Source organism: Haloferax sp. YSSS75, from assembly GCF_046764215.1.
Taxonomy (GTDB): Archaea; Halobacteriota; Halobacteria; order Halobacteriales; family Haloferacaceae; genus Haloferax.
Genome location: NZ_CP177206.1, coordinates 2,734,203 through 2,757,621 on the forward strand (window position 1 = coordinate 2,734,203; position 23,419 = coordinate 2,757,621).

Sequence of the window (23,419 nt, forward strand, 5' to 3'; positions counted from 1 at the left end):
TCAGGCCGCGATTCGCCGCCGAACCGTGGTGGCGACGCCGACGAGTGCGTCCTTTTTCATCGCGGCGAATCCGACGAAGATAGCGCCGAATCCGACGAGCGCCGACGTCTCGATGGCGTGGCCGAGGAGCACCCAACTCATGAGTGCTGCGACCACGGGTTCGACGTAGCCGATGAGGTTGAGTTCCGTCGGCCCGAGACGGTCGAGCAGTTCGAAGTAGAGCATGAACGCGACTGCGCCGGAGACGAGCGTCAGATAGAGGAACGACACGATACCGAGCGGTGCCCACTCGATGGCGGCGATGGATTCGCCGCGCGCCAGTCCCCAGAGGTGGAGGACGACGCCGCCGCCGAACATGGTCCACGCCTGCATCGACTGGACGGGTAAATCCGTGCGGAGCGGACGGGTGAGGACCGACCCGAGGGCGAAAGATATCGCACCGAGGAAGATGAGGACGATACCGAGGCCCTGTGCCGACTGGAGGATACCGGTACCGGGGTCGGCAACGAGGACGACGCCGGTGAACCCGGCGAGGAGTCCGAAGACGCCCGACTTCCCGAGCGAGTCTGAAGACAGAATACTCGAGGCGAAGACGGCGGTCAAGATGGGCGAGAGGCTGATGATTATCGACGCGATGGCACCGGGGACGTAGGTCTGCCCGAGGTAGAGCAGACCGTGGTAGGCGGCGATGATGAACACCGCACCGATTGCCGTCGCGAGCAGTTCGTCTCTGGTCTCCGGTCGCCAGCGGTCCGTAGAGTAGACGGCGTACGCCAGCATCAGGAGGCCAGCGGCCTCGTAGCGTATCGCCGCGAACGTCAGTGTCGGGAAGAACTCCAGACCAACCTCGATGGCGACGAACGAGGTCCCCCACATCACCGCGAGGACGACGAACATCAGGGGGGTCGTCGGGAGCTTTCTCCAAGTTACGTGCGTCATGGTCGAATGTGCTCCAATCGTCAGAGGTGAGAGTTGTTAAGTCCTTCTACAAGAGATTTCTATTTGGTTGGATTTTTCATTTAGTAATATTCAGTTTGCTACGCTAAATTTCAAACAAAAACTGAAATTCCGTGTTGGACGGACGAACGGGCGAATACGGCGGCCAGCATACAGACTTACGTTCTGTCCCATGCGCTGTGTACGTATGGACGAACGCGACGTGCGCCTCCTGAAGGCCATCGCGGACCTCGGTACGGGAAGCCCCGAGAAGTTACACGAAGAGACCGGTATCCCGGTGTCGACGATTCACTATCGGTTGAACAACCTGAAAGACGACGGCGTCATCGAGAACGACCTCTACGATATCGACCTCGAATCGTTCGGACTCGGCGTCACCGTCGTCGTCGAGGTGTTGGCCGACTACAGTGGTCCGTACGAAGAGGTCGGCAACCAACTGCTCGAGATAGAAGGCGTCACACAGTTGTACTTCACGATGGGCGAAACCGACTTCATCGTCGTCGCTCAACTCGCCAACTCCGACCGCGTCGAGCGCCTCATCAACGACTTCGAGGCCATCCCCGAAGTCGAACGAACGAACTCGACGTTCGTCATCTCGACCATGCGCGACAGTCACCGAGCACTCCAGAGTTACACCCTCGACACGCTCTTAGACGAGTTGGGTATCGACGACTGAAGCGACGGCCTGCGAACCTGAATTTCGACCGACATCTTACGTTCGTCTGGCCCGTCTCTCCGGTATGTCCGAAACTGTGCGAGCGTGGCTGGTCGAACGGACCTACTCTGACGACGAACAGAACATCATCATCCTGGTCTACGCGACTCCCGACGGCACGCGCTACCACCGGAAAGAGCGGTCGCTGACGAGTTTCGAGTCGGATACCCGCGACACGTACGCCGCAATCGACATCCCCGAATCCGAGTTGGGCCGTGTCACCGACGACGAGACGCGGGAGATGTACGCTGCCGCCGCACGGGAGATGGCCGAGACGCACGACCCGACCGATACCGTGTGACGGGACCAGACCCGGGTCCGTGTCGAATCGCTCGTCTGCTCGGTTACGCCGACGCCACCGGAAGTTCGAGGACGACGACGGTTCCGGTGGGTTCGTTATCTTCTATCCACACGTCGCCACCGTACGAATCGACGAGTTTGTTGACGAAGTAGAGGCCCAACCCGGTTCCCGAACTGTCCAGTCCTTTCTCGCCTTTTCCGAAGACCACCGCTTTCCTGGTGTCGGGGATACCGACACCGTCGTCGGCGATACGGACGACGGCGACGTCGTGGTCCGTCTCACGGCGTTCGACGCGCGCCGAGACTGTGACCGTCGTCTCGTCGTCGTTGTGTTTGATGGCGTTTCCGAACAGGTTCCCGAACACCGACGCGAGAAGCGGGTTCGCCCGAACTGCGACGTCGGGAATCTCGCCGTCGACGTCGAACGTCGCCCTTGGAAACGCCTCGCGTCGAACCGTGAGTTCGCGTTCGATAGTGCCGGGGAGCGAAAGCGGGTGTGTCTCGACCGTATCGCCACTCATCGTCTCGATGAGGTCACGAGCGACTTCGGTTATCTCGATGGTGTGTCTGCCGGTGTGGAGCACTCGCGAGAGAATCTCGTGGCCCTCGTCGTCGACGTGGTCGTCCAGCAACTCCGCCCACCCGACGATGACAGACATGTCGTTTCTGATGTCGTGGCGGATGATGCGGTTGAGTGCCTCTAACTCGGCGTTCGTCCGTTCCAACTCTCGTTCGCGTGAGCGACGGACGGTGACGTCCTGAATCGTCCCTCGGAGTGCGGTGACTCGACTGTCTCTGATGACTGGTTCACCGCGCGTCCGGACCCACCGTTCTGCTCCACTGGCAGTCACGATACGGAAGTCGTCTTCCCACGCGACACCCTCGTTGCGACAGCGCTCGACCAGCGTTCGAACCTTCTTGCGGTCGTCCGCCGGGTAGAATCCGAGTGCGTCGTCGAGCGACGGTTCGTAGTCGAGTGGCACGTCGTGGATGCGTTTCGTCTGGTCGGTCCACTCCAGCGTGCCGTCTCTCAAGTCGAGTTCCCACCCGCCGACTCTCGCGATGCGCTGTGTCCGGTCGAGGAAGTCACGACTGCGTTCGAGTTCACGCTCGCGTTCTTTCTGTTCGGAGAGGTCCTGAAACACCACGACGGTTCGCTCCTCGGACAACGACGTGAGAGAGAGGCGAATCGGAACGGCCTCACCGTCGGGCCGCCGAATCGTCGCTTCACCCTGCCATCGGCCGGTCGATGCGAACGCGTCGGCGACTTCGCCGTGAATCCGACTAGCCTCCGCTTCGTCGTGGAGGTCGGTCCACGGGACACCGAGCATCGACTCGCCGTCTGGATAGCCGCAGATGCGAGCACCAGTGTCGTTCATGTAGACGTGCGTGCCGTCTTCGGTGAGTGCGATACCGGCGTCGACGTTGTCGACGGCACTCTTGAACGCCTCGAGTTCCTGTTCTCGCTCTCGCTCTTCGGTCACGTCTTCGACCGTCGAGACGAGGTGACGACGACCGGAGAGTTCCGCGATGGAGAGACTCACCCGCACCCACACGACGGTGCCGTCCGCCCGTTCGATTGGCCAGAGAAAGACGTTGTTTCCGGTTTCGAGTGCCTCTTGCACTTCGGTTCGGGTCTGTTCGGCCGTGTATCCCGGCACGTCTGCGGTGAGTTCCACGGGGGCCGTCGTGAGGACAGTGTCCCGGTCGGTACCGAGGATGTCGAGATAGCGTCGATTGATGTCGACGAGTTCGAGCGTATCGAGGTCACGCACTGCCAGACCGACGTCCACCGCCTCGAAGAGTGCGCGGTGGTCGAGCGACCCCGTGGTGTTTTCGACGGCGTCGGCGACGACCTGTCCGAGATTTTCGAGGTCGGCGTCCGATGGCGTCGACCGCTCGAACGAGACGAGCGGGACGCCCTCACTCCGCAACGAAACGGTGAGCGGTGTTCCGTCGTCGTCGGTCATCTTCGTCGAGACCACGAGGCAGTCCACTCGTGACCGTTCGAGTTCGGAGCGTGCCGCTTCGAGACTGTCTGCAGTCTCGACGGACACTGCCAGCGTCTCGTCACCGACAGTCTCGGGGAGGGAGCCCGCCACTCGCTCGCGTACGAGTTCGTCCCCGTCGACGACGAGGAGGTTTACTCTGCCGGGCATACCGGGGAGACGCTACCGGGGGTAAAGTATGAAGCGGTGAACTAATAGAAGGAAAACATGTCTCACAGACGGAACGACAGAAAACGGGGTAGCGAGGCCGACTGAGGTTATTCGTCGTGGCCGCCCTCGTCGTCGTGGCCGCCCTCGTCGTCGTGGCCACCGTCATCGTCGTGGCCACCGTCATCGTCGTGGCCGCCGTCATCGTGTCCGCCATCGTCGTCGTGGCCACCGTCATCGTCGTGGCCGCCGTCATCGTGTCCGCCGTCGTCGTGGCCGCCGTCGTCGTGGCCGCTGAGGCCCGTCTCGACCATCTCGTTGAGTTCGGTCACCTTGGCGTGGGCATCCTCAGGGATGTCGTCCGACGGTTCCGACATCCCCGGACCATCGAGTGGTGGGTCGCCGACGACGATGCTCCCCATCATCCCGACTGACTCGTGAGGAACACAGTAGTAGTCGTAGACACCGGCTTTGTCGAGCGTGACTTCGTACGTCGCACCACTCTCGGAGAGGACTCCACTGTCCCACGCTTCGGTTCCCTCTGGGACGCGGCGCGGAGCGTCGTTGTCCGGGTGGTACGCAGTCGCCGTGTGGGTCCCGCTTTCGAGTTCGAATGTGACCGTCCCGCCCTCTTTCACGTGGACGACGTGTGGGTGGAAGTGGTAGCCGTCGTCTTCGGTCAGCATGGTGACCGTCACGTGTTCGGCAGGTTCACCAATCGTTCCCCCGGCGTGTTCGTGACCACCACCGCTCTCGGTCGTCTTCTCGTCGTGCGATATCTGGTTTCCTGCTTCTGGGGCCGCACTGCCCGTACACCCTGCGAGTCCGAGCACTGCGAGGCCACCAGTCGCCTTCAGGACGTTCCGCCGAGTTAGTGAGTCGTTCATAGGTAGGTCACCCAACAGGTGGTAGTTCGAACCGAACGCGGTAATGAAGGACTGCTGTTTTGCCGAGTCGGCAAATCTGACGAGGCTTTAAGTATCAACACGAGGCATCTCCGAGTGAGAAACGTGTGTCAGGTGCTCCAGACCCGGACGAACTGCTCGAATTGCTCGGGGACGAGTACGTTCGGTCGATTCTCGTCGCCACGAGTCGGCGTCCACAATCGGTCAAAGAACTCAGCGACGAATTCGGCGTCGCCCAGTCGACGATATACCGACGACTGGACGAGATGGTGGACCATCGCCTCCTCGAAGAGCAGACGGAACTCGTCGCCGACGGGAGTCACCACAGTGTCTACAAGGCGAAACTCACACACCTCGACATGGTGGTGGCTGACGGCGAACTCCGCATCGAGATGGACTACGACGAGTCGGCCGCAGAGCGGTTCACGCGCATCTGGGGCGACATCAGGAGGCAGTAAGCGTGCACATTGAACTCGTCGTCGCGAAAATCGTCACGATGGCACTCGGGTTCCTCATCGCCTATCAGGCGTACAAGGGGTACACCGAGTACGACAGCAAACCGATGCTCTTCGTCGCCATCGGGTTTCTGTTCATCAGTTTCGGTGCGGTCATCGAGGGCGTCCTCTTCGAAGTCGTCGGGTTGTCGCTCTTTCAGGCCGGGACCATTCAGACGAGTATCGTCGCGCTCGGCATGCTCTCGGTTCTCTACTCCCTGTACGGCTTACGACACAGCGGTGACGATTCGTGACCGACGCGCAGTGGACCCGCCACGAATGTGGACGGAGCACTCGATTCCAAATTTTACAGTCATGATATCCTTAGATTCGAAAGCAGACGCAGTGAACTAACACGAGTGGCTGAACGATAAGGGACGTAAACCTTGATAGCGTACGTAGATACGTGGACAGCGGAGTGCCACTCAAGATTCCAATTATGACGACGACACGCGACTCGACACGACTCGTCGGTATCGTACTGCTCGCGCTCGCCGCCCTGTTCGTCCTCCCCGTACTCGTCGGGATGGCCGGCGTCTTCGGGGGCGGGCCGATGGGGTGGGGCGGCGGGTGGATGCACGACACGTGGATGCACGGAGGCACCGGCGGGTCCGTCCCGTGGTGGATGTGGGGCATGGGCCTCGTCGGCCAACTGCTCGTGCTCACCGTGCTCGTCGGTGGCGGCCTCTTGCTCTTCCGTGCGCTGACCGATAGGGAGAGCGACGACAGCGCCCTCGCCGAACTTCGCCGGTCGTACGCCCGTGGCGACATCGACGACGAGGAGTTCGACAGACGGCGTGCGCGACTCGAACGAGACGGAAACTGACGCCCGAGACAGTAACTGACGCCCGCTGTCAGCCAACGGTTCCCTGCCGGTGACCGGGCGAATCGAGATTGCTCGTGTCTACCCACCGGACGAATCGCCGTCGGATGTCGTCCCAGTCGTCGTTCGACTTCTCCGACTCGGTACCTGCCGCCATTCGAATCGTCCGCTCAGAGTTGAGATACTCGTAGGACATGATGCTCGGATACTCCTCGGCGGACGCTTCGTAGGAGTCTACGCCGGGACTGTCGCTTCCGTGTACACCGAGCAGGTGACCGATTTCGTGGACGTATAGCCGGTCGGTCTGGTCGTCGCCGTCGATGGCGATTCGCCCCACGTTGGCCGACGCGCGAACGCGGCGATTCTCGATGAAGACAGCCTCGGTGACGAAGATGTACTGGTAGCCACGCCCCGCGTTGTCGAAGTCCGCGACGACGGTGTCGGGGTGGCTGACGTTGGCAACTGGAAGCGTCTTCAGATTCGTCTCGTCGACGACGAAGTGCACCGAGAATCCGGTCGAACCGTCGGGGTTCTCGACCGGCGCAGTCGCGAAGAACGCGGCGGTGTTGTCCAGTGCGGTGCGGTTGACCGTGGCCGTGTGGTAGGCGTCGACTTCGAAGTAGAGGTCCTTCCGAAGCGGGTCGGCACCGGGGAACGTCCGGGGTGACCCGTACACTTCGACGCCGTCAGAGAGGTTGTCGCCGTCGGTATCCGTGCGAAGCGGGTCGGTTCCGATTCGGCGTTCGATGCTGTCCGAGAGGCCGTCACCATCGGTATCTGGTGAGTAGCCCACGTCGGGAACGGTCGGTCGCAGGCCGAGTCGGTGTTCGGTGCCGTCGAAGAAGCCATCGTCGTCGGTGTCGCTGTCGAGTGGGTCCGTGTCGTACCGGACGACTTCGTCCCAGTCGTCGAGGCCATCTCGGTCGGTGTCTTGACGTGTCGGGGCGGTTCCGACAGAGGCCTCCAACCTGTCGTCGAGGCCATCGTCGTCCGTATCCGACCACGCGGGGTCCTGCGAGAACGGTGACTGGTCACCAGTGTCCGTCGTCTCAGTAGCGTAGACGTCGTAGTCCGCGGGCCCGGGCGTCTCTGTCACCTCGGGCGCGAGGTTCTCCGCAGTCGGATTCGAACCGACGTCGATGCCTCCCGAGACGACTGCGACCGGCGAAAATGCGACCGTCGCACTGGCCGAGACTGGGAGAGCCAGGAGGCTGACGACGACGATGAGGCGGAGAGGTACCATCGGGTGTGTAGGCGGGAGCGCTGTCGAAGCTGGCGGTCACGGAAACTGCCGTTTTGAGTGATTTTTTGCGGTTTCAACTGGTTTTAGCGAGTTGACAGAACAGACGCTGGGACGGTGGATAGTTATAGAATGGTTGACGAGATTAGTAGCAGACTATACCATTTCGAGTAGACGAATTTCGACAACCCAGAACAGTCACCGAGCGAGGCGCATACGGCGCACACACGCGGAGACGAACCCCACCACTGCGCACACTTCCACCCGTCGGCGCGGACAGACGGGGTTCTCACCGGACGATTTCGACCGAAACGGATTTGTTTCTTTAGGTCAACCTAAAAGTATGAGCTCAGAGTCGCACGCGAGCGGCCCCGTGGCGTTATTCAAGCGCTTCCGTCCACAGCGAACGCGACTCCGCGTCTCTGCCTGTGTCGCGGCGAGTCGGTCGCTTCACGACCCCACAGAAGACGACGCGGAGTAGACAGACACTGGTTTTCGGCCGTCCCGCTCAAACCTCGACGACAGCGCCGACTTCGGGTGCTGTTGCCTCGTAACCGTCGGCCCGGAGTTCCTCTGCGAACGCCGGACAGCGGTCCCCGTGATTGACGAAGACGGGCGTCTCGCGATAGTCCGCGAGGAACGAACGGAGGCCGTGTTCGTCCGCGTGGGCAGAGAAGTCGTACATCTCGGCGCGGGAGGCGACGGGGACGACACCGCCGTTGAGTTCGCACCGCCCGCGTTCGACCAGTTCCCGACCCGGCGTCCCTTCGACCTGATAGCCGGTGAGACAGATTTTGTTCGTCGGGTCCTGGCGAATCTCGGGGATGTACGTCATCGCGGGTCCGCCCGAGAGCATCCCACTCGTCGTGACGATGACGGTGTTCTGGCGGGCGATGCGCCGCCGTTGACCGTCGCGTCCGGAGACGATTCTGGCGTTCGACTTCGCCCGCTTGAGCGCCGCCGGGTCACGGAGATAGTCGGGGTAGTTGCGGAGCATCTCGAGCACCCGCGTCCCCATCCCGTCGACGTAGCAGTCGATGTCGTGCGCGTCGAGGACCATCAGTATCTCCTGTGTTCGACCGATGGCGAACGCGGGGACGACGACGGTGCCACCCTGCCAGATGGTCGTCCGAACGGATTCGACGAATCGTTCTTCGACGGCCGCTCGCTCTTCGTGTTCGACGTCGGAGTACGTCGATTCACAGATGACGACGTCCGCGTCGGGTCGGTCGGTGGTGCCGCTGACCAGTCGCTGGTCGTCGGTGTGGAAGTCGGCGGTGTAGAGCAGTCGCGTCTCGCCGTCGTCGACGAGGACGTGAGCACTGCCGGGGATGTGACCGGCGTTGTAGAACGTGACTTTGTGACCGGCCGCTTCGAACGTCTCGCCGTAGCCGTGTGGTTCGGACTGCTGGGTCATCCGCCGGATGTGCGTCTCCGTAAACGGGCAGTCGTAGGTTCCACCGTGGAGTTTGAGCGTGTCGCGCGCGAGCGTCAAGGCGAGTTCGTAGGTCGGCGGCGTCCAGTGGACTGCCGGCCAGTCGGAACCGGAGAGGAGCGAGGGGACCGTCCCGACGTGGTCGAGGTGGCCGTGGGAGACGACGACTGCGTCGGGGTCGACGGACCCGACGGGGAACTGTGGTGGGTTCCCGGTCAACATCCCGTAGTCGAGGAGCAGCGAGTCGTTGACGAGTATCGCGCTGCGCCCGACTTCCCCGGCCCCGCCGAGGAACTGGAGGTTCATTGCTGGTCCGTACCGACTGGAGGGGCTTTTGCCCGTCGGTCCGCCCAGCACGACAGTTTTTCCGACTTCGTCACCACCCGACGAACATGGAAGAGTCGGACCTCCAGTCGCTCGTCGAAACTCTCGCCGAACGCCTCGCCGCGACGGCGACACGACCCGTCGAGGAAGACGCGAGCAGATGGCTCGGTGAAGCTGAGGCCGTCGCGTCCGACCTCACTTCGGGGCCACTCCCGCCGGACGGCGTCGTTCGGACGCGACTCGGCCACGTCGAACACCTCCTCGAACACGTCGACGGGACCGAAGACGCCGACGCCGACGCGCACGTAGAAGCGGCACGTGCGGCGCTGGATGACGCACTCACGGTACTCGACGCGCGGGACTGAGACGACACCGAATCACCGTCACAGACGCCCGTGACGACGGCAGAAAAACGACCGGCAGTGAATCACGGTTCGGGGACGCGGCGGACCTGGAACTCGCGGTAACTTCCGTAGGCAGCTTCGAGCGCCCCGAGCCACCAGTTCCAGCGTGTCGCCGGGCCACCCTCGGGCGCGTCCCTGAGGTTGCGGATGATTTCGTCGACTGTGAGGGCCGCGTCCCGGTCTGCTTCGGCCTGTCCCGAGTCGGCGAGGTCCCGGGCCTGTCGGGCGACGACGCGACGCTCTCCGGGGGTTCCGCCGAACTCGGCGAGTGCGTCGCAGAACGCTTCCTCGTCGAACGAGGGGTGGTAGTTGCCGTGCCTGTCGGTGGGTATCACAACTCGTGTTACGTGTCCAGTCCCAAAGAATGGCTCGGCCAGATGTATCTCGAATCCTGCCTGTAGCACGCGAACGGCGACGAGACGGCCCGGTTCGGCCGACTAAGTGGGGCTACTCTGGCGTCCGGTCGGCGACTGCCTCGATGGCACGACGAACGTCTGCGGAGCGGTCGGCAGGAACCGAGACGAACGACGACCCGAAGACACCACGACTCCCGACGAACCGGAGTCGGAGAACGACGACGTCGCCGACTCGGTGTGTCGACACGGAACGGAGGTCAGAGAGGTCGAAGCGCGTCTCGTCACCGCTCGGCGTCGAGACGCGAAGCGTTCCGGCCTCGACGTCGACGGACCCTGTCGTTCGGAGCGTCGAGACGACGGCCACTCCGGCGACACCGACCACGAGATAGCCGACGAGGAGCGGCGGGTACTGAACCGCGAGGAAGACTGCGACGACGCCGACCAGACTGGCGAGGACGAACGGCCGGAGGCGAATCCGCTCGACAGTCGGGAAGTTCTCACGGAGCGACCCGCCCGCGGCCACCGCCGCGATGACGACGAGCAAGAACGGTCCACCGAAGAAGAGCGCGAGGGCGACGAACGCGACGAGCCTGTAGTCGCCGATTCGACTCGCACCGATGGTGGCGAGGCCGACGAGAACGCCTGCGACGAGGATGGTTCCACCGACGAGCGCGGTTGCGTCGTGGTGGAGAACGTCACCGAGTCCCCCATTGTCGTCACTCGACCACGAGACGACGGTCAACGGGGGAGACCGAGTCCTCGACTGAGACACGGTCACATAGTTCACCCTGCCGGTATTTCAATTCGAGGCCTCACGCCGCCTCCGGACGTGGAGACGCTCGTTCGCGGCACCGACGACGTCGGACGAGAGACGAAGGCGGGGGCGGAGACAGAGACGGAGACGAAGCGAGGATGTCGAACGCGAGGAGGCTACGTCCACCACTCGCTTCGTTGCTCCGAGTACGTCGCATCTCGGAAGGGTTCGGGTTTGTCGGCCTCGTCTTCGGCACCGAGATATTCCGCCATCCAGTAGCCGACGTGCCAACCGACGGCGTCCGTGTCGAGGTCCACGAGGACGATTCGAGCCCGGTCGTACGTCTCTACCGCGCCGTCGCCGTCGGGGTCGTACCCACCGACGGACCCGCACGACGCAGCACCCGCACCGCACGGTGACTCCTCGGCGAAGGAGACGCGAATATCGGCCGCCTCGGGGTCGTCGACGTACGTGAAGGTGAGGTTGTCGGGCATCCCCGGGGCGCCCTCGGCGTAGTAGTCGAAAGCGTGTCGAATCTGGTCACGTGCCCCCTCAGGGTCGTTCGCCTCGGTGTCGTCGACGTAGACTGTGAAGTTCGGGTCGTCCCACGGGAACGCCTTCTCCGTGGCGTTCGTCCGCGGGAGCGTGTAGAGGATGCCCGTCGCGTTCATCAGCGACTCCGGTTCGTCACCGTGGGCCAGACCGAGCGTGTGTCCCAACTCGTGTTCGATGATTTCGACGGTCGAATCGTCACCGAATCCGGTCTTGACGTAGACCGTCTCTGGGCGGTCTATCTGGCGTCTGTCCGTGATGTACGGCGCACACCCGGCGGCGTCGGCCTGCCCGCTGCACTCCGGAATCGTCTCCGAAAACCGGAGAACCATGTCCGGGTTGCGAGCGTCCGCGTCCACCGCGTATTCGACTTCGTAGCCGAGATACCGAGCGTCGTTCTGCTCCCAGAACACCGTCGCCTCACGGACGAGTGACTCGTAGTCCCGTCCGTCGTTTGGTGCCTCGACGGCGACGACGACGGGGTCAGACCCCCACGGGCCGTACCCCGACGCGGGCGGGTACGTCGTCGTCTGCGCTCGTGTCGGCGACGTTGCTGTCGTCTCCTGCCTCGTCGTCGTGTCGTCGGTTCGTGTCGTCGTCTCCTGGGTCGTCGAAGACGGTGCTGTCGTCGTCGCGGGCGTGTCCGTGGGTGGCGTCTCCGTCACAGTCGTGACTGCTGGTTCGTCACCGGGGACGACCGGTGCGGTACACCCCGCGAGTGTGACGAGGAGGACGAGGACGACAGCGAGACCACGCATACAGGAACCGGAGAGTCGAACCGGCAAGAATGTTTGTCCACGGGGCGACGTTCCCGCGAGCGAGACGACGGACAGTGCCGTCGCTCGGGGGTTCGAAATCGGCTGAGAGGAGTAAGCCCCCTTCTGTTCGTCCCAGCATTCGGCTAAGCGTCCGCGTCCTTCTCGGGGCGAACCCCGAGGGCACGACGGGCGAACCCGACGCGCCGTCCGGACTACCTTTACGGCGCGGACTTGCACCGGTGAGGATTCACCGTTCCATCCGTTCTCGACCGTCTTCCCTTCGCGGGTTATCTCCCTTCCCTTACGGGTCGGTTCGCGTGCGACCGAGTTGCCTCGGTCACACCGGCGACGACCAGTGGCCGCCACCGCGCCTCATCGGTCGGGTCGAGGGGTGTCGTTTCTGTTCCAGAGCCAGCCGTCTCCGACTCCGGGCTTGCGCCCGGTCACCTGTCCAGACGGTGGGGGGACTTTCCTCATGCCCGTCTACGGGCACGGGAACTGGGCTCTCTCTGCCGAGTTATTCTAGTCCCGTCCCCCGGATAAGCGGTTCGATTGGGGGAGGTAGAAGTCCCCGACCCGCCGTTTTATGGGGTAATTAATCGACGTAACAACTGATTAACAATCGAGGGAAGCGTTGAAGTCAGCAGAGCCCTTGAATAGTAGTATGTCCGAGGCGCAGACCGTACACCTCACCTACGAGGATGGGGCGCGGGCGGTCGAACTGGCGCGGGAATCGGTCGAATCGTACGTTCTTCACGGGCAACGAGAACAACCGGGCAGTATGCGAGACGCGTTTTACGCACGAACGGGGGCGTTCGTCCGTATCAAATCGACGCGTGGTCGTGGCCGGCTCCGGGGTTGTGCAGGGGCCTATCGAGGGAAAGACCAGCTTGGACACGCAATCGTCGACGCCGCCATCAAGGCGTCGTCCGGCGACTCGTGTCAGACGGAAATCGAAGCACCGGAGTTACCGAGCCTCAACATTTCAGTCTGCATCGTCAACAGTTACACGCTTACTAACGACCCAGTCGCAGACTTGGAGCTCGGAAAACACGGCATCGCCATCGACGCTGGTGGCACACACGGGTGGATGTATCCGACGCTCCCACTCGAGCTTGGCTGGTCGAAAGAAGAGTTCCTCACGAACGCCTGTCGGAAGTCCGGGCTCTCTCCGCTCGCGTGGCAAGACGACGATACGATGATTACGCTCTTCGAGGGGCAAGTCTTCCGCGAGCGAGAGGACGGCGGCAGCGTCGAAGCACTCTAACCTCGGCCACGTCCGTTCTACGCGGGATTCGGGAAGCGAGAGACCAATCTCTCGAAAGCGTGGCGACAGAAGAACAGAAGTCGCGGACCGCGGCTAGTCGTCGAGCCCGACGCGTTCGACGTCTTCGCTGGTCCGCCGCGTCGCCGCGTCCAGGTCGAACTCGCGGACGAGTTCGCCGTCGCGGATGAGTGGCTTCAGCAACGAATCGCCGTCCGTCGGACCGGGTCGCCCCCGCAGACCGACGTGGTGGCCACCGTCGGGCGTTCTGTAGACTTCCTTGACGCCGGAGAGTTTCCCGCGTTTGGCCGCCGGTTCGCCGGCGACTTCGACGATGTCGAGCGCGAAGTCTACCGGGTTGGCGTTCGAGATGTAACCGCCGACGCCGAACCCATCGACCACGTCGCGGAGTTCTCGGAGTTCGGCGGGGCCGAGGCCACCACTGACGAAGATACCCACGTCCTCGTGGCCGCGAGCGTCGAGTTCCCAGCGCACTTCGCGGACGATGTGACGGAAGTTACCGCGACGTGAGGAGGTGGTGTCGAGGCGAACGCTGTCTAGGTCGTCGCCGAGCGTCTCGACGGCGCGGAGGACTTCTTCGGTTTCGTCGCCGTAGGTGTCACAGAGTGCGACTCGCGGCACGTCTTCCGGTACCGCCTCGTCGAACGCGCGGAAGGCCTCGGCCTGATTGCCGCGGCCGAAGGCGATGAGAAGTGCGTGCGGCATCGTCCCCGCCGCTTCCTTGCCGAGAATCTCTCCCGCGGCTACGTGGGAGAATCCGTCGAGACCAGCGACGAGCGCGCTTCGTTCGACCATCGCGGCGATAGACGGGTGGACGTGACGCGCGCCGAACGAGAAAATCGGTGTCTCCGGTGCGGCGATTCGTGCTTCGAGCGCCGCAGTCGCACAGCCAGAGGCGTGCGAGAGAAAGCCGAGAAGCGAGGTTTCGAGTCGGGCGAATTCGAGGTAGTTCCCCTCGATGCGCATCACCGGACCACCGTCGAACAGTTGGCCCTCGAACATCGCATCGACATCGACGTCGTGGCCTTCGAGGAGCGCCGCCGCGTCTTTCACACCGGCGAACACCTCGAACTCCCCGTCGGGGAACTGGTCTGCCGTCACCTCGGCGACGACGTGTGGGTTCTTTCCCGCGTGCCGGAGGGTGTCCTCGGTCCGCTGGAAGTAGGCGTCGGTCGCGACGCCGTCGCGGATGGCCTCGGGACCGACGATGTCGAACTCAGTCATTGCCCGTGGATTCCGCCCGCCCGATGAAAAAGGTGCATAATCGGTCCCGACGGTCGAAGAGTAATTTTCTTCAACCGGTCAGTCGGCGTGGACGTCGTCGAGTTCGTCGACCGACGGCGCGTTTACGATGGTGACCGTCTCACCCCGTCGCGTCACGCGGTACGCGTCTGCGAACGGCCCGTCTTCGATGACGTAGGTGTTCGGCGCGGCACGTTTCGCGCCGAGACGGAGTTGCAGCATCGTCTTCACGTAGGTCGTCTCGAACTTCGACGCGTCCGCTTCGGTGTCCCACGTGGTTCGCCAGACGTACGCCCGCCGGTTCGGGTTGGCCGTCGCTTCCTCGTCGGACGCGGGGCGATAGGGAACCACGAGGTCACCGGCCCACCCGCGGGAGGGGCCTGCCGAGTAGTTGTACGCCGAGTAGCGCCCCGTGTTGCGGTTGAGGTCCGTCTGGTCGATGGCCCTGTGTTTCCAGAACATGGCGAAGATGGACGCTTCGCCGACGGTGTCACCCACCGGGTCGTGGTCGTACCGGACCCACTCGGCGGACGACCGGTCTTCGATGGTCACCTCGACCGGACGTTCGTCGGGGTACGTCTCGGGGTGGATTATCTGTTCTGTGGACACCGGCGGCGACGCGTAGGCGTCGTCGACTGCGCCCCACCCGCCACGTTCGCGGAGAGACGAGACGAACGTCGGCCCCTCGCTGTACGGTGTGTAGATGGTCAAAAAGACCGGATAGTCGAACGACCCACTGGAAGACCCGGCCCCTGACGGCCGGCCGACACACTCCCAGTCGTCCCCACAGCGTTCCTCGTAGAGTCGGTCCACGTAGCGAGCGTCACCCTCGACGAGGCCGTTCCGAGCGAGTTGCCTGTCCTGTGTCGGTGGCGAGTCGTCGAGGCCGAACTGCTGGTCCTGTAAGGCGTGGACTAGTTCGTGGGCGAGCGTCTGCCGGTCGACCACCGGGTCGTCACCGTCGCTGATGAGGACGATGCGGTCCTCAGACGGCGAGTAATACCCGAGGACTGCGCCGCCGTAGAGTTCGTCGAACACCTCGTCGATGGTTCGGTCTTCGCCGACCAACAGAATCGACTCCCAGACCTGGTCGTTCCAGTCGGCGTGGACTGTCTCGGACTCGTTTTCGGAGTCGTTGCCGAACAGGGACCGGTTGCGGTACTCGGCACGAGAGATGACTTCGACCGGAACCGAGTCGGTGAATCCGAGTTCCCGGATGACTTCGACGCGGGCCATCGTGCGGTTGACGAACGCCGCACGTTCGCTCGCGTTCAGGCCGTCGGACTGGTCGACGTCGATGGACTCGTTGTACCAGTAGCCGTTTTCCCACCCCAGTCGGTCCGTCGGGGGGTCTTCGGGCCACGACCAGTCGTCCTCGGCGTCCGTGGTCGCATTCGGGTTGGCCACGGGCGCGGCACACCCTGCGACGACGAGGAAGAACGCAGAGAAAACCGCGGCGAGTCGGGACCGATTCATGGGCGGATACGGACGGCGGAGAGAGAAAAACGTCCCGGCGGCGCGGTGGTGACCGGAGCGGTTACGACGCGAGACTCGGCCGGATTTCGTCGACGTCGGCAGGTTCCGGCCCGTTGACGACGACGACGCGGTCACCGCTCCTGACGACCCGGAACGCGTCGTTGAACTGCCCGTCTTCGATGACGTAGACGCCGTCTGCCTGTTGGGTCGCGCCGTTCGCTTCGAGGATGTTCAGATACGCGTCTTCGAACTCGCGGGCGTCACCGTCGGAGTCCCACTGCGTCACCCAGACGTAGCCATACTCGGTTTCGCTGCTCGCCTCGTTGCGGTAGGGGAACAGTCGGTCGTTGCCCCACCCGTCGGAGGGAGCAGCGTCGTAGTTGTACGTGTCGTACTTCGCGTTCGTCTCGACGATGGACTGTGGGCGGACCGTCTCGGCGCCAGACACGCGGGCCTGATACCAGAACATGGAGTAGATAGACGCCTCACCGACGGTGTCAGAGCCTTCGACGCCCTGTTCGGGGAAGGTCGTCCACCCGTTCGTCCCCTGGTCTTCGAACGCGATGGGGACCGGTTCCTCGTCGGTGACGTGGATGGTCTGTTCGGACGACACCGGCGGGTTGCGGAGCGCGTCGTTGACCGCGTCCCACCCGCCGTCTTCGTATATCGCGTTCATGTAGACGGGGCCGTCAGAGTACGGTTGGAAGATGGTGAGGAGGATACCGAGGTTCGGTCCGGGGCCGCTCGACCCACCACTCCCGCCACTCGCTTCGGGCGTGCGCACGCAGTCCCACGCGCCGGATTCACACCGTTCTGCGTACATGAGTTCGACCAGTTTCGCGTCGCCTTCGACGACGCCGTCTATCGCGAGGTCACCGTCCTGCGTCTGACCGCGGTATCGCTCGTCGGTCAGGTCGAAGTGCTGGTCCTGAAGTCCGTGGACGAGTTCGTGGACCAGCGTCGCGTTGTCTATCGTCGGCGTGTCGGCCGAGTCGGTGACGATTTTGATTTCGTCGTCGCTCGGCGAGTAGAATCCGAGGACGGCGCTGCCAGTCGTCTCGGAGATGGCGTCTGCACTGCCCTCCGACTCACCGGTGATGAAGAGTGCCTCCCACACCTGGTCGTTCCAGCGATTGAACTCGGAGTTGGAGTCACCAGACCGGTTGGCGTTGCCGCTTCGGTACTCCTCACGGGAGATGACGTTTACGGGGACCGACTGCTCGAATTCGAGTTCCCGGATGTGCTCGACGCGGGCCATCCCTCGAGCGACGTAGGCTTCGAGTTCGGAGTCGTTCAGGCCGTCGGACTGGTCGACGGCAATCGGTTCGTCGTACCAGTAGCCGTCTTCCCATCCGAGGACGTCTGTCTCAGGGTCGGCGAATCCGTCTCGGTCGGGGTCCGGTGTCGTGGGGGCGGTGGTGTCGCTCCCCGCTGCGCCGGGCGTCGCCGTCGGGGCGGCACACCCGGCAAGAAGCAAGAGAGAAGCAACAAAGATGGCGCGCAAGCCAGTCGTTCGCATACTGTACTCTTATCGTCAGGAGGGAAGTACCTTATCCGATTCGTTCACCGAAACCGACAGCATCCGCGCCGGTCGGCGTCGTCGCCCCACGTACTGTTTTGGTCGCTCCGACGCTACGGTGACGTATGAGGTTCGACCCGACACGAACGGCCGTCGTCGCCGTCGACATGCAGAACGGATTTTGTCACCCGGACGGGAGCCTGTTTGCTCCGCCGAGTGAGACGGCCATCGACGCCGTCACCGACCTCGTCTCGGCCGCCCGCGACGCCGGCGCACAGGTCGTCTACACGCGAGACGTTCACCCGCCAGACCAGTTCGAGGACGCCCACTACTACGACGAGTTCGAGCGCTGGGGTGAACACGTCGTCGAGGGGACGTGGGACGCCGAATTACACGCCGAACTCGACGTGCGCGAGGAGGACCTCGTCGTCGAGAAACACACCTACGACGCGTTCTACCAGACGCAGTTAGACGGCTGGCTCGACGCACACGGTATCGACGACCTGCTCATCTGCGGGACGCTCGCAAACGTCTGTGTCCTCCACACCGCTGGCAGTGCTGGCCTCAGAGATTATCGACCCGTCATCGTCACTGACGCACTCGGCTTCATCGAACCGGCACACAAGGAGTACGCCGTCGACCACGCAGACTGGTTGTTCGGAGAGACGACGACGCTCGATGCAATCGAGTTCGAGTGAGCGGGCCAACACGACAGTTCGTCGAATTACTCTCGGAAGAGACGGTACGCTCCCTGTCCAGTCGCGACGGCGTCGTCCCAGTCGGTCGACGGCGACTGTCGTCTCGCCACGTCTGCGTCGTCTTCCGGGTTGGTGCTGACGACGGTAATCGTGCTGACACCGACACTCCCACCCGCGCGGATGACCTCGGCGACGGCGGTCAGGTCGCCCGACGCACGGCGGAGGTAGTTCACGTTGAGGTTGATGGTGGCGACGCCGCCGGTAAGCGGGTCGTCGAGCATGGTTCGGAGGGCGATACCACCCGCAGTGTCGATGAGCGTCGCCGCGATACCGCCGTGAATCGTCGGCGGTGAAACCGTGTTCGTGAGTTTCTCGTCGTACGGGATGGTCATCACGAGTCGGCCGCGTTCGATGGCGTCGACGCGGGTGTTGAGCCACGAGAGATAGCCGTGTTCCTCCTCGATGTGCCGCTGGACGATAGCCGCGGCCTCGGCAGGGAACTCGTCGGTCATATCTCGACCGAGTGTGCCAGACGGCATGTAACCGACGGTCCGCATCTCACCGGCATCTGTCTCCGAGCGGACTGGCGTGAGATATTTAATCGGCCCCGAGGTTCGTAGGTGTATGAGCGATTCCCGCGTCTTTCTCGTCGGTGAGGCCACCTCGGCCCTCGCCGATTCGCTCGAACGGCGCGGGTTCACAGTCGAGGTGGTCACAGACGGCCTCTCTACGTTCGACGCGCTCGACGGGGAAGTCACGAGCGTCGTCGTCGACGCCGACACGGTGACGGCGACGGACAGCGAACTCGTCTCGCGTCTCCGTGACCACGTCGGACCCGCGCCCGTCTACCTCCTCGTGGACGACGACTACACGACGCCTGCAGTCGTCGACGGGGGTGCAATCGGAATCGACAGAGCGAGCGTGACCGACGAGGCGGATGCACTCGCCGCACGTATCGAGCGTGCAATCGAATTCTCTCAGTGGGCGGCGTCCGGCAGAGAGAGCGACTCACTCTACCGGACAATCGTCGAACAGAGTCACGATGCCATCTTCGTCGCACAGGACGGCGACTTTCAGTTCTGGAACCACCGCCTGACCGAGCTGACCGGGTGCTCTGACGACGAACTCGCCGGGAAGTCGGTGCTGGACATCATCCACCCCGACGACAGAGCGACAGTCGACGAGATATCCGAATCCAGACGTCGTGGCGAAGACGCCCCCGAGAGTTACGACGTTCGCGTCGTCGACGCGGACGGCGACACACACGTGTGTTCGGCCAACGTCCAGGACATCGAGTACCACGGCGGGTACGGCGTTCTCGTCACGATGCGGGACATCACCGAACAGCGGACCTACGAAAACCACCTCCAGCGCTACGAGACGCTGGTCGAGTCCATCCAACAGGGTGCCCACGTCGTCGACGACGAGTTCGACATCCAGTACATCAACGAGGTGGCGGCAGAGCGACTCTCGCTCTCTCGTGACGAACTCGTCGGCGAACACCTCTCGGTGACGCGTGACCACGGCCCGCTCGACGACGAGCAGTACGCACGAATCGAGAGCGTGCTCGAAGGCATCTTCGACGGTGAGACCGACGGTGCGCGATTCGAACTGACGGTGTCGTTCCCCACGGGCGAGCAAGTCATCGGCTTCGACGTCACACCCATCGTCGACGACGACGGCACCGTCACCGGCGCTGTCGGCCTCTCGTCGGACGTGACCGAACGAAAGCAGTACGAAGAGCGACTCAACGCCCTCCACGCGTCGACTCGGCGGTTGAGCGCCGCGACGAGTGAGGAAGCAGCAGCAGAAGTAGTCTGTGACGCCGCCGTCGAGGTGCTCGATTACGACCTGTGTGGGGTCCTCCTCTACGACGAGACGCTCGACGCGCTCGTCCCGACGGCGTTCACAGAGCAGGCCGAAGGCGTGTTCGGTGAGATACCGACGTTGCCGCGCGGAACTGGCCTCTCGTGGGAGGTGTTCGAATCGAACCGGATACGCCTCTACAGCGGCGACGAATCCGACTCACGGCGGTACAACCCGGGGACCGATATCGTCGAAGAACTGATAGTCCCGATACCCGACTACGGCGTCTTCTTCGTCGGAGCACTCTCCGAGGGGGTGTTGGCAGACCAGCGTGTAGCGCTCGCCAAAGTGCTCGCGTCGAACGCGCGTGCCGCACTCGAACGGGTCGAACGCGAGCAACTGCTTCGACAGCGTGAGGCCGAACTCGCGCGGCAGAACGAACAACTCGACTCGTTCGCGTCGGCCGTCTCCCACGACTTACAGAACCCGCTCAACGTCGCGTCCGGGTATCTCGAACTCGCCCGCGAGAACCACGACTCCGACGAACTCGAACGGGTCGCCCGTGCCCACGACCGAATGAACGCCATCATCCAGGACGTGCTGGCGTTGGCGCGAGACGGCCAGACAGTCGACGACGTCGAGCAACTATCGCTCGAATCAGTCGCGACGAGCGCCTGGAAGACTGCCGCGGCAGACGCGCCGGGCGCGACGCTCGAAGTCGACGGCGACACGCGAGTCGTCGCCCACAGTGGTCGCCTCCAGCAACTCCTCGAAAATCTCGTGTCCAACGCAATTCGACACGGCGGCGACGACGTGACGGTCCGAATCGGCCCACTCGAAGACCGAGACGGGTTCTTCGTCGAAGACGACGGCCCGGGAGTGTCACCCGACGACCGACCGAGAATCTTCGAAGCGGGGTACACGACGAGTGAGGACGGGACGGGATTCGGCCTCAGCGTGGTCCAGAGCGTCGTCAACGCTCACGGATGGAGCGTCTGGTTTTCCGACGCTGCCGGCGGTGGCGCACGATTCGAGATTACGACGCAGTCGGACTCGTGACCCGCGTGAACGTCGCCGGCAGAGTAAAAACCTAATTCGGGGCGTTGCCAACTCCGAGGTATGAACCGACCAGACGAAGCGACGAGACAGGCGGTCGAGTCCTGTCGCGACGCCCTCCCGCCGACAGTCGATGGCGGACGCGTCGTGTTCGGTTTCGACGGATACATCGACCGTGTGCGGGAGTTCGTCTCCGAGCGCCAGTCCGCAGACGAGTACGAGCGTGTCTCGACGCTGGCGGAGTTTTCGGACCGCGTGAACGCGTCGGTGGAAGCCGAGAGTTCCCTCTCCTTCGAGTGGATAGAAGACGGCGTCCGCACCGGCGGTCACACGAGTCACCTCGCTCGGGCGTTCGGTGAGATGGGCTTCGACCCCGCAATCGTCGGGTGTCTCGGTGACCCACCGGAAGACCCGTTCGTCGAGGAGTTCGGTGACTTCCCGCTGGAGACGCTCGGGTCGCCGGGGTACACCGACGCCGTCGAGTTCGGTGACGGGAAACTGATGCTCACCGAAATCGGCGCGCTGATGACCGTCGACTGGGCCGACATCGAGTCGCAGGTCGGAGTCGAGAGATTGGCCGAACTCGTCGACGGAACCGAACTGTTCGGCATGGGCTACTGGTCGGAGATGCCAGCGCTTCCGGACGTCGCCCGCGGGGTCCGTGAAGTCCTCTGGCCGACGCTCTCGGACCCACCGGAGACACTCCTGTTGGACCCCGGTGACCTCCGAAAACGCGAACCGGACGTCGTCGCGGAGGGTATCACACAGGTGTCGGCACTGGACGACGTGGTGGACGTCGTCGTCTCTGCGAACCGGTACGAGACGCGGTATCTCGCACAACTCGCCGATGGGGAAGAAGACACGTTCGAACGCGAGTCGCGTGCGGCGTTCGACCACCTCGGTGTCACCCGATTCGTCGGCCACGGAATCGACGGCGCGTATCTCGCCGACGACGAGGGGACCGAATCCGTCGGCGTCCCCCGAACCGACGACCCAGTGCTCACGACGAGTTCCGGCGACCACTTCAACGCTGGCCTCGCCCTCGGACACGTCCTCGACGTCGGACGGGCGGAATCACTCGTCGTCGGGAACGCCGTCGCGGGATACTTCGTCCGGAACGGGACCCCACCGGCCTACGAAGACGTCGTCACGTTCGTCGACCAGTATCTCGACTACTTCGACGCGGCGTAACGCCTTCCAGACGCCGGATTTCGGGAGGTTCGAGACTCCGCAGTTCGAGTACCGGCACCGCGCGTGAGTAAAAACGGATTGTTCGAACAAGGGACAAATATATTTCATATGTGTGGAATAATACGATGTCAGGGGCACCACGATGGGCGATTCTGCCGGGAGGAGGTTCGGAAACCGTCTCCTGGAGCACTCCCATTACTGACACACGCCATTACTCGCCGCACCCGGAGCACCCCGGCGTCTTCGACGTTCGGTACTACGGGTCGGCGTCGTCGATAACCGTCTCGACCAATCCGTTGAGTCCACGACGGAGTCGCTGTGACAGTGCCTGTTCGGAGATGCCGATTTCGTCCGCAACGTCGGCGAGCGACGCCTCCTTGGGTGTCTCGAAGTAGCCACGTTCGAACGCGAGTTGGAGTGCGCGCCGTTGTTTCTCCGAGAGGCCGTAGTCGGGGAGTTGGCGTTCGTCGAGGCGGGAGCGTTCGACACGGCGAACGTCGATACCGATACGCCTGTCGAGACACGCGTCGTGGAACTGTGCGGCGTGTTCGTTGCTCGGGAAGAACACCGAGAGAATCCACCCGTCACTCGTGCCCGCCATTCGCTGGACGATACCGTCACACGTCCGAATCGTCTCGATGATACCGTCGTCTTCTATCTCCCACTGACAACGGTACAGGCACTGTTCCGGACTGCTGGCGACGAGTTCGTACTGTTCGACCCGGGCGTGCTCTTCGAGGAGGGTGTCGACAGCGTCGACGTCCGACCCCTGTACGGTGAAGTAGGGGACGGGGTTACCCGAGACTGGGACGCCCGGGACGAACAGCACCTCGAGGTCCGAATCTTCTAACGCCGTGCCGAGATACGACCGGTCGAGTGGACACAAAAGTTCGACTTCGTATCCGGTACCGGTTCCCTCGTCAGGCATCGTGCCGACAGCTGTCGATATTGTGGATATCCCACACCTCTCTTC

At 63.2% G+C, this 23,419-nt stretch carries 24 protein-coding genes and 1 other RNA gene; 11 read left to right on the forward strand and 14 right to left on the reverse strand.

Going from position 1 to position 23,419, the window contains the following annotated elements:
• A complete protein-coding gene (locus ACK3R5_RS14330) occupies positions 1–939 on the reverse strand; it encodes a DMT family transporter (RefSeq protein WP_411967439.1) in 939 nt (312 codons plus the stop codon).
• Between the two features lie 205 nt (positions 940–1,144).
• On the opposite strand from ACK3R5_RS14330, the gene ACK3R5_RS14335 reads away from it, so the two are divergent.
• Entirely contained in the window at positions 1,145–1,633 is a 489-nt protein-coding gene (locus tag ACK3R5_RS14335) for an Lrp/AsnC family transcriptional regulator (RefSeq protein ID WP_411964748.1), read from the forward strand.
• A gap of 64 nt (positions 1,634–1,697) precedes the next feature.
• On the forward strand, positions 1,698–1,973 hold the full coding sequence (locus ACK3R5_RS14340) for a hypothetical protein (protein ID WP_411967440.1): 276 nt from the start codon (positions 1,698–1,700) through the stop codon (positions 1,971–1,973).
• A gap of 43 nt (positions 1,974–2,016) precedes the next feature.
• Here ACK3R5_RS14340 and ACK3R5_RS14345 read toward each other — a convergent pair whose 3' ends face one another.
• Both ACK3R5_RS14345 and ACK3R5_RS14350 read right to left on the reverse strand, forming a co-directional pair.
• Positions 2,017–4,131, reverse strand: a complete 2,115-nt coding sequence (locus tag ACK3R5_RS14345) for a PAS domain S-box protein (protein WP_411967441.1) — start codon at positions 4,129–4,131, stop codon at positions 2,017–2,019.
• A gap of 107 nt (positions 4,132–4,238) precedes the next feature.
• Positions 4,239–5,015 (reverse strand): plastocyanin/azurin family copper-binding protein, encoded by a 777-nt coding sequence (locus ACK3R5_RS14350; protein ID WP_411967442.1) that lies wholly within the window; start codon positions 5,013–5,015, stop codon positions 4,239–4,241.
• 125 nt (positions 5,016–5,140) lie between these two features.
• Here ACK3R5_RS14350 and ACK3R5_RS14355 point away from each other — a divergent pair, with 125 nt between their 5' ends.
• The 3 genes from ACK3R5_RS14355 to ACK3R5_RS14365 all read left to right on the forward strand — a co-directional run bounded on the left by ACK3R5_RS14355 (position 5,141) and on the right by ACK3R5_RS14365 (position 6,353).
• Entirely contained in the window at positions 5,141–5,491 is a 351-nt protein-coding gene (locus ACK3R5_RS14355; RefSeq protein WP_411967443.1) for a helix-turn-helix domain-containing protein, read from the forward strand.
• Between the two features lie 2 nt (positions 5,492–5,493).
• Complete coding sequence (locus ACK3R5_RS14360; protein ID WP_411964753.1) at positions 5,494–5,781, forward strand: hypothetical protein; 288 nt, start codon at positions 5,494–5,496, stop codon at positions 5,779–5,781.
• Between the two features lie 185 nt (positions 5,782–5,966).
• Positions 5,967–6,353, forward strand: a complete 387-nt coding sequence (locus ACK3R5_RS14365; protein ID WP_411967444.1) for an SHOCT domain-containing protein — start codon at positions 5,967–5,969, stop codon at positions 6,351–6,353.
• A gap of 28 nt (positions 6,354–6,381) precedes the next feature.
• Here the strand turns inward: ACK3R5_RS14365 and ACK3R5_RS14370 are convergent, their stop codons facing one another.
• Complete coding sequence (locus ACK3R5_RS14370; RefSeq protein WP_411967445.1) at positions 6,382–7,593, reverse strand: hypothetical protein; 1,212 nt, start codon at positions 7,591–7,593, stop codon at positions 6,382–6,384.
• 340 nt (positions 7,594–7,933) lie between these two features.
• On the opposite strand from ACK3R5_RS14370, the gene ACK3R5_RS14375 reads away from it, so the two are divergent.
• A complete protein-coding gene (locus ACK3R5_RS14375; protein WP_411964756.1) occupies positions 7,934–8,071 on the forward strand; it encodes a hypothetical protein in 138 nt (45 codons plus the stop codon).
• Positions 8,072–8,098: 27 nt separating this feature from the next.
• Here ACK3R5_RS14375 and ACK3R5_RS14380 read toward each other — a convergent pair whose 3' ends face one another.
• Positions 8,099–9,331, reverse strand: a complete 1,233-nt coding sequence (locus tag ACK3R5_RS14380; RefSeq protein WP_411967446.1) for an MBL fold metallo-hydrolase — start codon at positions 9,329–9,331, stop codon at positions 8,099–8,101.
• An 86-nt stretch (positions 9,332–9,417) separates the two neighbouring features.
• Between ACK3R5_RS14380 and ACK3R5_RS14385 the strand changes: the two genes are divergently transcribed.
• Entirely contained in the window at positions 9,418–9,714 is a 297-nt protein-coding gene (locus ACK3R5_RS14385) for a hypothetical protein (protein WP_411967447.1), read from the forward strand.
• 62 nt (positions 9,715–9,776) lie between these two features.
• Here ACK3R5_RS14385 and ACK3R5_RS14390 read toward each other — a convergent pair whose 3' ends face one another.
• The 4 genes from ACK3R5_RS14390 to rnpB all read right to left on the reverse strand — a co-directional run bounded on the left by ACK3R5_RS14390 (position 9,777) and on the right by rnpB (position 12,687).
• Positions 9,777–10,088, reverse strand: a complete 312-nt coding sequence (locus ACK3R5_RS14390; RefSeq protein ID WP_411964759.1) for a hypothetical protein — start codon at positions 10,086–10,088, stop codon at positions 9,777–9,779.
• A 112-nt stretch (positions 10,089–10,200) separates the two neighbouring features.
• A complete protein-coding gene (locus ACK3R5_RS14395) occupies positions 10,201–10,851 on the reverse strand; it encodes a hypothetical protein (protein ID WP_411967448.1) in 651 nt (216 codons plus the stop codon).
• Positions 10,852–11,039: 188 nt separating this feature from the next.
• A complete protein-coding gene (locus ACK3R5_RS14400) occupies positions 11,040–12,173 on the reverse strand; it encodes a matrixin (protein ID WP_411967449.1) in 1,134 nt (377 codons plus the stop codon).
• A 100-nt stretch (positions 12,174–12,273) separates the two neighbouring features.
• An RNA gene (gene rnpB / locus ACK3R5_RS14405) (RNase P RNA component) lies at positions 12,274–12,687 on the reverse strand.
• A gap of 150 nt (positions 12,688–12,837) precedes the next feature.
• Here rnpB and ACK3R5_RS14410 point away from each other — a divergent pair.
• Positions 12,838–13,440: a TIGR00296 family protein gene (locus ACK3R5_RS14410; RefSeq protein ID WP_411964762.1), complete on the forward strand. Its 603-nt coding sequence runs from the start codon at positions 12,838–12,840 to the stop codon at positions 13,438–13,440.
• A gap of 93 nt (positions 13,441–13,533) precedes the next feature.
• Here the strand turns inward: ACK3R5_RS14410 and ACK3R5_RS14415 are convergent, their stop codons facing one another.
• From ACK3R5_RS14415 to ACK3R5_RS14425, 3 genes are all read right to left on the reverse strand, one after another.
• Positions 13,534–14,682 (reverse strand): nicotinate phosphoribosyltransferase, encoded by a 1,149-nt coding sequence (locus ACK3R5_RS14415; RefSeq protein ID WP_411967450.1) that lies wholly within the window; start codon positions 14,680–14,682, stop codon positions 13,534–13,536.
• Positions 14,683–14,760: 78 nt separating this feature from the next.
• The gene (locus ACK3R5_RS14420; protein WP_411967451.1) at positions 14,761–16,176 is read right to left on the reverse strand and encodes an Hvo_1808 family surface protein; all 1,416 of its coding nucleotides are present in this window, start codon (positions 16,174–16,176) and stop codon (positions 14,761–14,763) included.
• 61 nt (positions 16,177–16,237) lie between these two features.
• Positions 16,238–17,695, reverse strand: a complete 1,458-nt coding sequence (locus ACK3R5_RS14425) for an Hvo_1808 family surface protein (protein ID WP_411967452.1) — start codon at positions 17,693–17,695, stop codon at positions 16,238–16,240.
• 125 nt (positions 17,696–17,820) lie between these two features.
• On the opposite strand from ACK3R5_RS14425, the gene ACK3R5_RS14430 reads away from it, so the two are divergent.
• Positions 17,821–18,393: a cysteine hydrolase family protein gene (locus tag ACK3R5_RS14430; protein WP_411964766.1), complete on the forward strand. Its 573-nt coding sequence runs from the start codon at positions 17,821–17,823 to the stop codon at positions 18,391–18,393.
• 26 nt (positions 18,394–18,419) lie between these two features.
• Here the strand turns inward: ACK3R5_RS14430 and ACK3R5_RS14435 are convergent, their stop codons facing one another.
• Positions 18,420–18,905: a PaaI family thioesterase gene (locus tag ACK3R5_RS14435; RefSeq protein WP_411967453.1), complete on the reverse strand. Its 486-nt coding sequence runs from the start codon at positions 18,903–18,905 to the stop codon at positions 18,420–18,422.
• Positions 18,906–19,017: 112 nt separating this feature from the next.
• Between ACK3R5_RS14435 and ACK3R5_RS14440 the strand changes: the two genes are divergently transcribed.
• Both ACK3R5_RS14440 and ACK3R5_RS14445 read left to right on the forward strand, forming a co-directional pair.
• Positions 19,018–21,258, forward strand: a complete 2,241-nt coding sequence (locus ACK3R5_RS14440; protein ID WP_411967454.1) for a PAS domain S-box protein — start codon at positions 19,018–19,020, stop codon at positions 21,256–21,258.
• Between the two features lie 60 nt (positions 21,259–21,318).
• Positions 21,319–22,446, forward strand: a complete 1,128-nt coding sequence (locus ACK3R5_RS14445) for a hypothetical protein (protein ID WP_411967455.1) — start codon at positions 21,319–21,321, stop codon at positions 22,444–22,446.
• 256 nt (positions 22,447–22,702) lie between these two features.
• Here the strand turns inward: ACK3R5_RS14445 and ACK3R5_RS14450 are convergent, their stop codons facing one another.
• A complete protein-coding gene (locus tag ACK3R5_RS14450; RefSeq protein ID WP_411967456.1) occupies positions 22,703–23,374 on the reverse strand; it encodes a helix-turn-helix domain-containing protein in 672 nt (223 codons plus the stop codon).
• Between the last annotated feature and the right edge of the window lie 45 nt (positions 23,375–23,419).

Bases quoted from the DNA above. Each gene is read 5' to 3' on its own strand.
- ACK3R5_RS14450 (WP_411967456.1), bottom strand. From the start codon at position 23,374: ATGCCTGACGAGGGAACCGGTACCGGATACGAAGTCGAACTTTTGTGT.
- ACK3R5_RS14350 (WP_411967442.1), bottom strand. From the start codon at position 5,015: ATGAACGACTCACTAACTCGGCGGAACGTCCTGAAGGCGACTGGTGGC.
- ACK3R5_RS14380 (WP_411967446.1), bottom strand. From the start codon at position 9,331: ATGAACCTCCAGTTCCTCGGCGGGGCCGGGGAAGTCGGGCGCAGCGCG.
- ACK3R5_RS14440 (WP_411967454.1), top strand. From the start codon at position 19,018: ATGAGCGATTCCCGCGTCTTTCTCGTCGGTGAGGCCACCTCGGCCCTC.
- ACK3R5_RS14400 (WP_411967449.1), bottom strand. From the start codon at position 12,173: ATGCGTGGTCTCGCTGTCGTCCTCGTCCTCCTCGTCACACTCGCGGGG.
- ACK3R5_RS14385 (WP_411967447.1), top strand. From the start codon at position 9,418: ATGGAAGAGTCGGACCTCCAGTCGCTCGTCGAAACTCTCGCCGAACGC.
- ACK3R5_RS14435 (WP_411967453.1), bottom strand. From the start codon at position 18,905: ATGACCGACGAGTTCCCTGCCGAGGCCGCGGCTATCGTCCAGCGGCAC.
- ACK3R5_RS14340 (WP_411967440.1), top strand. From the start codon at position 1,698: ATGTCCGAAACTGTGCGAGCGTGGCTGGTCGAACGGACCTACTCTGAC.
- ACK3R5_RS14425 (WP_411967452.1), bottom strand. From the start codon at position 17,695: ATGCGAACGACTGGCTTGCGCGCCATCTTTGTTGCTTCTCTCTTGCTT.
- ACK3R5_RS14415 (WP_411967450.1), bottom strand. From the start codon at position 14,682: ATGACTGAGTTCGACATCGTCGGTCCCGAGGCCATCCGCGACGGCGTC.
- ACK3R5_RS14375 (WP_411964756.1), top strand. From the start codon at position 7,934: ATGAGCTCAGAGTCGCACGCGAGCGGCCCCGTGGCGTTATTCAAGCGC.
- ACK3R5_RS14370 (WP_411967445.1), bottom strand. From the start codon at position 7,593: ATGGTACCTCTCCGCCTCATCGTCGTCGTCAGCCTCCTGGCTCTCCCA.
- ACK3R5_RS14335 (WP_411964748.1), top strand. From the start codon at position 1,145: ATGGACGAACGCGACGTGCGCCTCCTGAAGGCCATCGCGGACCTCGGT.
- ACK3R5_RS14330 (WP_411967439.1), bottom strand. From the start codon at position 939: ATGACGCACGTAACTTGGAGAAAGCTCCCGACGACCCCCCTGATGTTC.
- ACK3R5_RS14445 (WP_411967455.1), top strand. From the start codon at position 21,319: ATGAACCGACCAGACGAAGCGACGAGACAGGCGGTCGAGTCCTGTCGC.
- ACK3R5_RS14420 (WP_411967451.1), bottom strand. From the start codon at position 16,176: ATGAATCGGTCCCGACTCGCCGCGGTTTTCTCTGCGTTCTTCCTCGTC.
- ACK3R5_RS14430 (WP_411964766.1), top strand. From the start codon at position 17,821: ATGAGGTTCGACCCGACACGAACGGCCGTCGTCGCCGTCGACATGCAG.
- ACK3R5_RS14345 (WP_411967441.1), bottom strand. From the start codon at position 4,131: ATGCCCGGCAGAGTAAACCTCCTCGTCGTCGACGGGGACGAACTCGTA.
- ACK3R5_RS14410 (WP_411964762.1), top strand. From the start codon at position 12,838: ATGTCCGAGGCGCAGACCGTACACCTCACCTACGAGGATGGGGCGCGG.
- ACK3R5_RS14365 (WP_411967444.1), top strand. From the start codon at position 5,967: ATGACGACGACACGCGACTCGACACGACTCGTCGGTATCGTACTGCTC.